Origin of the sequence: Oscillochloris sp. ZM17-4 (assembly GCF_019599295.1) — a bacterium.
GTDB lineage: Bacteria > Chloroflexota > Chloroflexia > Chloroflexales > Chloroflexaceae > Oscillochloris.
In genome coordinates this window covers 126817-138070 of record NZ_JAIEWN010000008.1, presented here as the reverse complement: position 1 = coordinate 138070, position 11254 = coordinate 126817, and the positions used below count along the sequence as shown (strand labels likewise).

8 protein-coding genes are annotated in these 11254 nt (G+C 68.9%); 6 read left to right on the top strand and 2 right to left on the bottom strand.

All coding sequences use genetic code 11. The features are described from left to right. The 5 genes from K2Z83_RS09060 to mvk all read left to right on the top strand — a co-directional run. The coding region (locus K2Z83_RS09060; protein WP_255603609.1) for a DUF2298 domain-containing protein at window positions 1-1665 on the top strand (1665 nt) is incomplete at its 5' end. Window positions 1666-1848: 183 nt separating this feature from the next. After that, the gene (locus K2Z83_RS09055) at window positions 1849-2235 is read left to right on the top strand and encodes an isoamylase early set domain-containing protein (protein WP_220594853.1); all 387 of its coding nucleotides are present in this window, start codon (window positions 1849-1851) and stop codon (window positions 2233-2235) included. Between the two features lie 85 nt (window positions 2236-2320). Beyond that, a complete protein-coding gene (guaA, locus tag K2Z83_RS09050) occupies window positions 2321-3874 on the top strand; it encodes a glutamine-hydrolyzing GMP synthase (protein WP_255603607.1) in 1554 nt (517 codons plus the stop codon). Window positions 3875-4237: 363 nt separating this feature from the next. Continuing rightward, complete coding sequence (locus tag K2Z83_RS09045) at window positions 4238-6526, top strand: multicopper oxidase family protein (protein WP_220594851.1); 2289 nt, start codon at window positions 4238-4240, stop codon at window positions 6524-6526. A gap of 72 nt (window positions 6527-6598) precedes the next feature. Beyond that, window positions 6599-7552, top strand: a complete 954-nt coding sequence (mvk, locus tag K2Z83_RS09040) for a mevalonate kinase (protein WP_220594850.1) — start codon at window positions 6599-6601, stop codon at window positions 7550-7552. A gap of 44 nt (window positions 7553-7596) precedes the next feature. Here the strand turns inward: mvk and K2Z83_RS09035 are convergent, their stop codons facing one another. Continuing rightward, complete coding sequence (locus K2Z83_RS09035; protein WP_255603604.1) at window positions 7597-8235, bottom strand: response regulator transcription factor; 639 nt, start codon at window positions 8233-8235, stop codon at window positions 7597-7599. Further along, on the bottom strand, window positions 8213-9475 hold the full coding sequence (locus K2Z83_RS09030) for a sensor histidine kinase (protein WP_220594849.1): 1263 nt from the start codon (window positions 9473-9475) through the stop codon (window positions 8213-8215). The genes K2Z83_RS09035 and K2Z83_RS09030 overlap by 23 nt, the downstream gene beginning before the upstream one ends. A 215-nt stretch (window positions 9476-9690) precedes the next feature. Here K2Z83_RS09030 and K2Z83_RS09025 point away from each other — a divergent pair, with 215 nt between their 5' ends. Further along, complete coding sequence (locus K2Z83_RS09025; RefSeq protein WP_220594848.1) at window positions 9691-11028, top strand: DUF1566 domain-containing protein; 1338 nt, start codon at window positions 9691-9693, stop codon at window positions 11026-11028. Window positions 11029-11254 lie beyond the last annotated feature (226 nt).

Below are 11254 nucleotides of genomic sequence, written 5' to 3'. Positions count from 1 at the left end.
TGGTGGTGGCCCTCGCGCTCGCTCTGGGACACCTACACCATGGGCGAGCCGGGCCAGCCGCCGCGCCAGGAGCGGCGCTACGACATCACCGAGTTCCCGCTGTTCAGCTTCCGGCTGGGCGACATGCACCCCCACGTGATGTCGCTGCCCTTCACGCTGCTGGCCCTGGCCCTGGCCCTGGCCACCCTGGCCCGCGCCGATGCCCCGCCCGGCGGGCGGGCCGGCGGGGCCGAGCTGGTCGTCAGCGGGGTGATCCTGGGCAGCCTCTACGCGATCAACAGCTGGGATCTGCCGACCTACCTGCTGCTCTACGCCGGGGCGCTGCTCATCCTCCAGCGCCGCCTAGCCGGCGATGGGCCGACCGACTGGCTGGCCTACGCCCGCCGGCTGGGGCTGGCGGTGCTGGCGAGCTTCCTGCTCTTCCTGCCCTTCTACCTGACCTTCCGCTCGCTGGTGGGCGGGGCCGCGCCGCTGATCGACCTGCCCATCCTGGGCACGATCACCAGCATCATCGCGCCCTACCCGGCCGCCCGCAGCGAGCTCCAGGCCTTCCTGATCATCTTCGGGCTGTTTGTGATCCCGCTGGCGGCATTTGTGTACCTCGTGCAACAGGGGACAGGGGACAGGGGACAGGGGACAGGGGACAGGGGACAGGGGACAGGGTGCATTCAGCATTCAACATTCAACAGGGGACAGGGGACAGGGGACAGGGTGCATTCAGCATTCAACATTCAACATTCAACATTCAACATCGCCCCCCTCGCCCTGCTGCTGATCGGCCTGCTGTCCGGCTTCCCGCTGCTGGCGCTGGCCGGCCTGGGAATCCTGGCCTTTGTGCTGGCCCTGCGGCTCAGCGAGCGGCCCGCCGAGAGCTTCGCCCTGCTGGTGGTGGCCCTGGGCTGCGCGATCATCTTCGGCACCGAGCTAATCTACATCCGCGACGTGTTCGAGGGCTGGTCGGCCCGCTTCAACACGATCTTCAAGTTCTACTACCAGGTCTGGCTGCTCTGGGGCGCGCTGACGCCCTTCGCCCTCTGGTACACCCTGGCCCGCACGCGCGGCGCCCTGAGGGTCGTCGGCGGCGTTGTCGCGGCGATCTTCGCGATCATGCTTGTGGGCGCGGGGGTCTACCCGGCCCTAGCCCTGCGCGACCTTGGGCGGGGCGAGATGGTCGGCATTGAGGCGCCCACCCCGCGCGAGCAGACCGATGGCGGGAGGCAGGCGATCGCCTGGCTGCGGGCGAGCGCGCCCCCCGGCAGCGTCATCCTGGAGGCCGCCAAGATCGACAACCCTGAGGATGTGGCCGCCGGCGCGGCAGCCCCGGCCTGCGGCGGCTCGTACAACGGCGAGGGCTACGGCGGCGTGTCGGCGGCCAGCGGAATCCCCACCGTGCTCGGCTGGAAGGGACACGAGGGCCAGTGGCGCGGCGGCGACCCGACGGTCTTGGCGCAGCTCCAGCCGCGCTGTGAGGATGTCTACAAGATCTACAGCACCGCCGACGCGGCCCTGGCCCGCGACTTGCTGGCGAAGTACGGCGTGCGCTACGTGTATGTGGGCGGCCTGGAGCGCGCCACCTACCCGCCCGAGGGCCTGGCCAAGTTCGAGCAGATCGGCGCGCCGATGAGCTTCGGCGATGGCGAGGTGACGGTCTACACGCTGCGCTAGAGCGCAGCGTATTGAGTGTTGAGTGTTGGGTGTTGAGTGTTGAGCGCAGCGCGCAGCGCGCGCATTGTACAATCTGCAATCTGCAATTATGAGAGGCTCTTCACCCGCGCGGGGCGGTATGCTATAATCCGCCCTAACCTGCCGACAATGACGTCGGCAACCCGGCAACGAAGGAGTGCTGCCATGATCACCAAGATGCCCGGCCGGCCCGGCAAAGTCCGGGTGACGTTCGCCCTCCCGTCAGCGATATGGGCCGACACGATCTTCCTGGTGGGAGACTTTAACAACTGGGATGAGCGGGCCACGCCGATGCGCCAGACTGAGATGGGCTGGATGGTGACCCTTGAGCTCGACGCGGGCGCGTCGTTTCAGTACCGCTACCTGCATAACACCAACGAGTGGCATAACGACTGGAACGCCGATGGGTATGCCCTAAACGCCTTCGGCGGCGACAACTCGGTGGTGATCACGCCCGACTTCGAGCTGGCCGAGCGGGAGATTGGCGCACCCGAGCCCGAGCGGGTGATCAGCTTCAGCCAGCCGCGGCTGCGGCTGGTGACGGCGAGCTAGCGCAAGCCCTACAATATTGACCGACGACCGACGACCGACCACAGGCTGTGGTCGGTCGTCGGTCGTCAGACCTCAAGAGGTGTGTATGTCCCACAGCATCCCCGTGCTCGACTTCGGATCGCAGACGGCCCAGCTGATCGTGCGCCGCGTGCGCGAGCTGGGCGTCTACAGCGAGCTGCTGCCTCACGACGCGACTGAGGCCCAGGTCCGCGCCCTCAACCCGCTCGGCGTGATCCTCTCCGGCGGCCCGGCCAGCGTCTACGAGCCCGGCGCCCCGCAGATGCCTGCCTGGCTGATCGACTCCGGCCTGCCCGTCCTCGGCATCTGCTACGGCATGCAGCTGATCAGCCACGCCCTCGGCGGCGTGGTGCTCAGCCCCGAGGACCGCGAGTTCGGCCCGGCCGACGTCGCGCTCAGCGGCGCGCACCCGCTCTTCGCCGGCACCCCGCCCTCCCAGATGGTCTGGATGAGCCACGGCGACCGGATCGAGGCGCTGCCGCCCGGCTTCCACACGCTGGCCGCCAACCCCTCCACACCCTTCGCCGCCATGGGCGATGACGCGCGGCGCTGGTACGGCGTCCAGTTCCACCCCGAGGTGGTCCACACCGCCAACGGCAAGGCCATCCTCGGCAACTTCCTGCACACGATCTGTGGGGCCGACTCGGCCTGGCAGCCGGCCAACTTTGTCGCCGACGCGATCGAGCGGGTGCGCGCGCAGGTCGGCCCCGAGGGCCAGGTGATCTGCGCGCTCTCCGGCGGGGTGGACTCGGCCGTGGCCGCGCTGATCATCCACCGGGCCGTCGGCGAGCGCCTGACCTGCGTCTTCGTCGATAACGGCCTGCTGCGCCTCGGCGAGGCCGAGCAGGTGGTCGCCACCTTCCGCGAGCACTTCCACATCCCGCTGGTGGCCGTGGACGCCCGCGAGGAGTTTATCGGCGCCCTGGAGGGCGTGGCCGACCCCGAGCGCAAGCGCAAGATCATCGGCGAGAAGTTCGTCCGCATCTTCGAGCGCGAGGCCCGCGGCCTGTCGGGGCAGGGCTCGTCCCTGCCCTTCCTGGCCCAGGGCACGCTCTACCCCGATGTGATCGAGAGCAGCGCGCCCGACCGCACGAAGGGCGTGACGATCAAGACCCACCACAACGTCGGCGGGCTGCCCGCCGACATGCAGATGCAGCTGGTCGAGCCGCTGCGCTACATGTTTAAGGACGAGGTGCGCGCCGCCGGGCTTGAGCTCGGCCTGCCCGAGGACTGGGTCTGGCGTCACCCCTTCCCCGGCCCCGGCCTGGCCGTGCGCCTGATCGGCCCGGTGGGCTGGGAGCGCCTGGAGACCCTGCGCCGCGCCGACGCGATCTTCCTGGAGGAGCTGCGCGCCGCCGGCCAGTACCGGGCCACCCAGCAGGCCTTCGCCGTGCTCCTGCCCGTGCAGAGCGTCGGCGTGATGGGCGACTACCGCACCTACGCCGACACGATCGCCATCCGCGCGATCACCACCGAGGACTACATGACCGCCGACTGGGCCCGCCTGCCCTACGAGCTGCTGGCCAAGGTCAGCAGCCGGATCGTCAACGAGATCAGCGGCGTGAACCGGGTGGTCTACGACATCTCATCCAAGCCCCCGGCGACGATTGAGTGGGAGTAGTTTGGTGATAGCACTGCGACAAGACGGGCCAGCGATGCTGGCCCGTCTTGTCGCAGTGCTATCACAACGTGGCGCTATTGATATCCTGTGTAACAGATAATTAACTGACGCCTTCACAATTCCTCCATATACTTGTGACATAGCGCACGACCCACCCACGACCCAGCCACCATGCAGATAGGCACCTCACGCTTGGCCCATCTATGCTCTTCTGATACAGAGCATATCAATAGCCAAGGGTGTGCGAAGTATTGCCTGCATCTACCCAGTCATCGACCAGGTGCCCAACCCTTTGGGGAAAGGGAGGCATCCCCCGGCCAGTGTCTGCGCTGCTTATCAGCTGGATCGAAAAAAGGGGGGGTCATGGATTCCCAGCAAGAAGAAGCGGACACAGGGTTACGGGTCGGCGACGGGGAGGATGACACGGTTCGTGAGCAGCACGCCGATGAGCGGAGCACACGCAGACGGCGCGGGGTCTCGCGCCGACAATTCCTCCGGCTAGGGATAGGCACCGGCGCGAGCATGATCATCCCGGGCGGGCTGATCTCCTCGGCCGGCCGCGTCCAGATCGCCACCGACGGCGCGGGTGCGGGCGTGGGCGCGGTCAACCGCTACCTTTGCAACGTCGGCGGGCGCACGGTGAACATGGGCGTGGCTAGGCTGCCGGCCACCCAGGTGCCCGCCGGCCCGCTGGCCATGTTCCAGACCGTGCTGCGCGGCGTGGGGCCGGGCGTCATCCCGGTCGCCACACCGGACGGCACGGTGAAGTGGGGCAAGACAAAGGCCACCCACTACACGATGGACATCAGCCAGTACAGCGACACGCTCCACCCCGACCTCGGCCCAACCACGCTGTGGGGCTACCACTCGCGCACCAACCTCGGCGACGGCCCGGGCGTGGACAATAACCAGCGCCACCTGAGCGGGATCATCGTCGCCCAGCGCGGCAGCCCCATCCAGCTCACCTTCCAGAACAACCTGCCGCCCACCCATATCTTGCCGGTCGACACGACCCTGATGGGCGCCGACGGCCCGCAGAACCGCGCCGTCGTCCACCTCCACGGCGGCCTGACGCCCTGGCTCAGCGACGGCGGCCCCTACACCTGGTTCACCCCTGCCGGAACCCCTGGCGACAAGTACGGCCCGAGCATTATGACCGCAACCGGCGAGAACCTCTACAAGCGGCTCAACCCGAACCTCCAGGATGGCCAGGCCGAGTACTACTTCCCCAACGACCAGAGCGCGCGCCTGGTCTGGTACCACGACCACGCGATGGGCATCACCCGGCTGAACGCCTACGCCGGGATCGCCTCGGCCATGATCATCCGCGACAAGTTCGAGGCCGCCCTGCGCAAGCTAGGCCTGCCCGACTTCGTCGAGAATGGCGGGCGCGAGCTGCCGCTGGTGGTGCAGGACAAGTTCTTCCAGAACACCGGCGCCCTGGGCTACCCAGAGGCATACCCTGACGACGCAGATCTCTATCCTGATGCAGATCTCGACCTGAACACTGTCCAGTACTCGATCGTACCGGAGATGTTCGGCGACACCATGCTGATGAATGGCACCGTCTACCCGCAGGTCGCCGTGGACGGGGCGCGCTACCGGCTGCGCCTGCTCAACGCCTGCCAGTCACGCTTCCTCAACCTGCAGCTCTATGTGGCGAACGATGATGGAGTCACCCCCGACCTGACCCAGCCCGGGCCGGACTTCCTGGTGCTGGGCACCGAGGGCGGATTCCTGGCCCGGCCGATGAAGGTGGCATCAGGCCAGCCCTTCCAGTGGGTCACGCTGGCGGACGGGTCACAGCAGTTTGGCGGCAGCCTGATCACCGCGCCAGCCGAGCGCTGGGATCTGATTGTCGACTTCAGCGGCTACGCCGGCAAATCACTGATCTTCTACAATGACGCGCCGGCGCCCTTCCCGAACGGAGACCCGGCCCACGACTATAACGAGCCCGGCACATCACCGAACAGCCGCGTGATCATGCGCTTCGACGTGGGCGCGGCGGTGGCCGAGTCGCGTCTGAGGATCACCCCGCTGACGCCGCTGGCCAGCAACCCGCTCTCGGGGATTGACCGGCCGTTGGCCGGGATCTGGACACGCCTGCCGCTGCCGGGGCCGCGCGGGGCGAAGGTGCGCCGGCTGACGCTCAACGAGGCAAACGACGCCTACGGCCGGCTGGTGCAGATGCTCGGCACCAACGAGCCGCACCCGCTGCCATGGTCGGTCGACCCGGCCTTCGGCACCTCGTACAGCCGCGAGTATATGGACGAGCCGACAGAGACGCCGAAGGTGGGCGCGACTGAGATCTGGGAGATCGCCAATCTGACCGGCGACACACACCCGATCCACTTCCACCTGGTGAATGCCCAAATCCTCTGGCGGCGGCCCTTCAACGTGGCCACATACAACGGCAAAGCCAGCTACACCGGGCGGGCGCGCGGCCCCGAGAACGTCGAACTGGGATGGAAGGACACCATCCAGATGCACCCCGGCGAGGTGACGGCGGTGATCATGAAGTTCGACCTGCCGAAGGTGCCTTTCACCGTGCCGATGAGCCCGCGCACCGGCGGCCACGAGTATGTCTGGCACTGCCACATCCTCGAGCACGAGGAGCACGACATGATGCGCCCGCTGATCGTCATGCCGTAGGGCTGGCGGGGACGCAGCTCTGGGAACGTGGTACCATAGCGGGCGGATGTATCCGCCCGCTATGGTGCTTCTATGATCAAGACATCAGCCCCCGCCAAGATCATCCTCTGCGGCGAGCACGCCGTCGTCTACTGCCGCCCGGCGATCGCCCTGCCCCTGGGCGATGTGCGGGCCTACGCAGAGGCGTCCTCCAGTGCGCAGGGGAGCGGGCTGCGCTTCGCGGCCCCCGACCTGGGCGAGTCCTGGGCGCCGGCCGACGACCCGCAGCACCCGATGAGCGAGCTGGCCGCCGCCACGCTGGCCAGCCTCGGCGCGCCCGAGCCCGACCTGACGATCACCCTGCGCTCAGACATCCCGATCGCCAGCGGGATGGGCAGCGGCGCGGCGATCGGCGTGGCGCTGGTGCGCGCCCTGGCCGCCGCCGCCGGCCGCGAGCTGGCGCCGGCCGAGGTGTCGGCCCTGGTGTACGCCAGCGAGGCGCGCTACCACGGCACGCCGAGCGGCATCGACAACACCGTGATCGCCTACGAGCGGGCGGTCTGGTTCCAGCGCCGGCCCCCTGAGCGCCCTCGGATCGAGGGCGTCGCTATCGGCGCGCCGCTGACGCTGGTGGTGGGCGACACCGGGGTGCGCAGCGCCACCCACCTGCCGGTGGGCGCGGTGCGCGCGCGCTGGCAGGCCGACCCGGCCGCCTACGAGGCGCTCTTCGACGCCGTGGCCGAGCAGGTGCTGCGCGTGAGGGACGCCCTCGCCGCCGGGGATCTGGCCGGGCTGGGCGCGGCAATGGACGCCAACCAGGTCCTGCTTGCGCAGATCGGCGTCTCCTCGCCCGAGCTGGAGCGGCTGGTGGGCGCGGCCCGCGCGGCCGGCGCCCCGGGGGCCAAGCTCTCCGGGGCCGGCTGGGGCGGGGTGATGATCGCCCTGGCCCCGCCCGGCGGCCACACGGCCATCGCCGACGCGCTGCGGGATGCCGGAGCCGCCCGCGTGCGGGTGGCGTCGGTCGCGGCGCAGTCGCCTGACCGGTGACAGGGAGGGGCGGGGCTCGCGAGCCGCCCCTCCTCGTCACCCTGTCAGCCTCCCAAGCCGTGCTGCATGGCGATCAGCGCCGCCTGCGTGCGGTCGGCGAGCCCCAGCTTGGCGAGGATGGCGCTGACGTGGTTGCGCACCGTCCCCTCGGAGAGATGCAGCTGTTCGGCGATGTCGGCGTTGCTGAAGCCGCGCGCCACCAGGCGCAGCACATCCACCTCGCGCCCGGTCAGCCGATCAGTGATCTGCGTGGACGGCTGGGTCTGCTGGCTGGCGAGCTGGCCCAGCAGCCTGCCGGCGACCGCCGGGTCGACAAAGGCCTTCCCCTCCGCCGTGCCGCGCACCGCCGTGATCACCTCGGCGCGCGGGGTGTCTTTGAGCAGGTAGCCCGCCGCCCCGGCCCGGATGGCGTCGAAGAGCCACGCGTCATCGTCGTAGGTAGTCAGCACCAGCACCCGGATCTGCGGCCAGCGGGCGCGGATCTGGCGGGTCGCCTCGATGCCGTTCATGCCCGGCATCTTCAGGTCCATCAGCACCAGATCGGGCTGGTGCCGGGCCGCCTGCTCGATGGCATCGGCCCCATCCTGGGCCAGCCCGACCACCTCAATATCCCGCTCCAGCCGCAGCAGCATCTCCAGGCTGTCGCGGATCAGCGCCTGGTCATCGCAGATCAGCACCTTCATCAGTCGCGTCCCTTATGTCTAGCTGAACAGTGGTGCCACGCCCCGGCTGGCTGATGATGGTCAGCGCGCCGCCGAGCAGCTGCGCCCGCTCGCGCATGCCTGCCAGGCCGAAGTGCCCCGCCGCCGCCGCCCGCTCGGGGATGAACCCGCGCCCGTCATCGCGGATCTGGAGCGTGATCGCGCCATTGTCGGCGCTGAGCCGCAGCGCCAGCGTCTGGGCGTCGGCGTGATGGGCCACATTGGCCGTCGCCTCCTGGGCCACCCGGTAGAGGCACTGCTCCAGGGCTGCCGGCAGGGCGGGCAGATGATCGGGAAGATCGAGCTCCAGCCGCAGGCCCGCCCGCGCGGCGGCCTCGTCGGCGATCTGGCGGAGCGCCCGGCTCACCCCCAGGTTGTCGAGCGGGCTGGCCCGCAGCGACTTCAGCGCCCGCCGGGTCTCCTGGAGGCCCGAGCGGGTCGCGCCGATGGCCGTGTCAAGCATCCGCTGCGCCGCCGCCGGGTCTACCTCCCAGTAGGCGCCGACCGCCTCCAGCTGTATGCTCAGCGCGCTCAAGGTGTGGGCCAGGGTGTCGTGCAGCTCGCGGGCCATACGGTTGCGCTCGCGGCTAATCGTAAGATCTTCCAGCGTCGCCGCGTAGTCGGTCAGCCGCGCGTTCGCCTGAGCCAGCGCCTGCCGCTGCCTCCTCAGCTGCCGGATCAGCGCGCTGATGAAGTAGCCGACCACCAGAAAGCTGATCGTCTCGATGGCCACCACGGCGAGCGACGGCGGCAGCCCGGCGGCGGCGGGCCGAGCAAAGAGCAGCTGCGGGCCGAGCGAGCACAGGGCGACGCCGACGGTATAGATGATGACTGCGGGCCAGCCGTACTGCCAGGCGGTGAGCACCAGGGCCATAAAGAGCGGCGGCATGGTGCGCAGCAGCACGCTCTCCGGGCTGCTTGCCGGGCCAGGCGGCAGCTGCATCGTGGTCATCTGGGCGATGAATACGGGGACCACCGACATCATGGCGATCAGCAGCGGCACGTAGGCCCGCCCCAGCCAGGCGCGCGCCTGCGGCCAGAGCACCAGCCCCAGCCCGACCAGCGCGTCGAGCCCGTGGAGCAGGTAGTAGCGCGGCGGGAAGATCGGCCGCGGGTAGAAGCTGTGATCGACCAGCGCCAGCCCCAGCAGGTAGCTCATCCAGAGCGCCATTATCAGCGGCAGGAAGACAGCGATATTCGCTTGGGAGTCTTCTTCGATCATGTCTCGGATCATAGCACAGGCGCCCGGCGGCGGCCGTTGATCGCCGTCACGGTTTTGCCCGCGGCAGGGTGACAATTGTCACTGCCGGGAGTGCAGTCGCGCACGCCCGGTCACGCGAGATGATGATCGGCGCTACTGTTGGGGGGCGGCGAGATTGCGTAGACTGGCCGAGAAGACACACGTCAAGCCTGATAGCACAACCCGAGGTACCCAAGATGACCACCACGTCCCGCCGCACCGCCCTCTTTGTGATGATCGGCGCCCTCGCGATCCTTGCCCTGGTGATCGGATGCACGGCGCAGCCCCAGACCAGTAGCGCGCAGACGAGCGGCTACCCGATCATCGACACCGGGCAGACCACGTGCTACAACAGCGTGGGCGCGGCGATCAGCTGCCCTGCCGGCGGCTCAGCCTTCTACGGCCAGGACGCGCAGCTCGCCGGCAACGCGCCCAGCTACACCAATAACGGCGACGGCACGACCACCGACACTGTCACCGGGCTGATCTGGCAGCGCAGCCCCGACACCAGCGGCGACGGCACGATCAACGCGAGCGATAAGCTGACCTACGCCCAGGCCGGCAGCTACTGCCAGAGCCTGAGCCTGGCCGGCCAGAGCGACTGGCAGCTGCCGAGCATTAAGCAGCTCTACTCGCTGATCCTCTTCACCGGCGTCGACCCCAGTGGCTACAACGGCACCGATACATCCAGCCTGACCCCGTTCATCGACACCGCGTACTTTGATTTCGCCTACGGCGACACCACCGCCGGCGAGCGGATCATCGACTCGCAGTATGCCAGCAGCACGCTCTATGTCGCGAATACCGGCAACGATGGCGGCAGCACCCTGTTCGGCGTCAACTTCGCCGACGGGCGGATCAAAGGCTACGGCCTGACCCTGGCCGGCCGGGACAAGACCTTCTTCGTCCAGTGCGTACGCGGCAACACCAGCTACGGCCAGAACGCCTTCGCCGACAACAGCGACGGCACGATCACCGACAGCGCCACTGGCCTGATGTGGGCGCAGGACGATAGCGGCGCGGGGATGAGCTGGGAGCAGGCGCTGGCCTGGGTGCAGGCGCAGAACGAGGAGAGCTACCTCGGCCACAGCGACTGGCGGCTGCCCAATGTCAAGGAGCTGCAGAGCCTGGTCGACTACACCCGCTCGCCCAACACCACCGGCTCGGCGGCGATCGACGCGCTGTTCACGACGACGGGCATCACCAACGAGGCGGGGCAGGCCGACTTCCCCTTCTACTGGAGCGGCACCACCCACGCGAACTGGCTAACCACGCCGGGCACGTACGGCGCGTACGTCGCCTTCGGCCGGGCGCTGGGCTACATGAACGGCAGCTGGGTCGACGTCCACGGCGCGGGGGCGCAGCGCAGCGACCCCAAGCTCGGCGACCCTGCCGACTACCCGACCGGCCACGGGCCGCAGGGCGACGCCATCCGCATCTACAACTACGTGCGCCTGGTGCGCGACGCGGGCACGTCCGCCACGCCCAACCCCTCCGGCAATAGCGTCTACCTGCCGCTGGCCGCAGCGGGGTAGGCGCGGCGCGGCTTCAGATACGCTGCCCGGCACATTCCACAGGCCCACAGCGGGCGAGTGAGCTCGCACCCGCGAGGCCTACGGCCGACCGCCCACCTTCGTGGGCGGATCCGGCGTCGGCGCAGGCCGACGCCCGGCGCGCAGCGCATCAGTGGCGCGACTTCCAGTCGCCAGCCGGGGGCAGGGACTTTGCCGCAGCCCTGCGCAGCCACGTCGCGCTGTGGCG

Coding starts and splice junctions, on each gene's coding strand:
- K2Z83_RS09055 (WP_220594853.1), top strand. CDS start 1,849: ATGATCACCAAGATGCCCGGCCGGCCCGGCAAAGTCCGGGTGACGTTC.
- guaA (WP_255603607.1), top strand. CDS start 2,321: ATGTCCCACAGCATCCCCGTGCTCGACTTCGGATCGCAGACGGCCCAG.
- K2Z83_RS09045 (WP_220594851.1), top strand. CDS start 4,238: ATGGATTCCCAGCAAGAAGAAGCGGACACAGGGTTACGGGTCGGCGAC.
- mvk (WP_220594850.1), top strand. CDS start 6,599: ATGATCAAGACATCAGCCCCCGCCAAGATCATCCTCTGCGGCGAGCAC.
- K2Z83_RS09035 (WP_255603604.1), bottom strand. CDS start 8,235: ATGAAGGTGCTGATCTGCGATGACCAGGCGCTGATCCGCGACAGCCTG.
- K2Z83_RS09030 (WP_220594849.1), bottom strand. CDS start 9,475: ATGATCGAAGAAGACTCCCAAGCGAATATCGCTGTCTTCCTGCCGCTG.
- K2Z83_RS09025 (WP_220594848.1), top strand. CDS start 9,691: ATGACCACCACGTCCCGCCGCACCGCCCTCTTTGTGATGATCGGCGCC.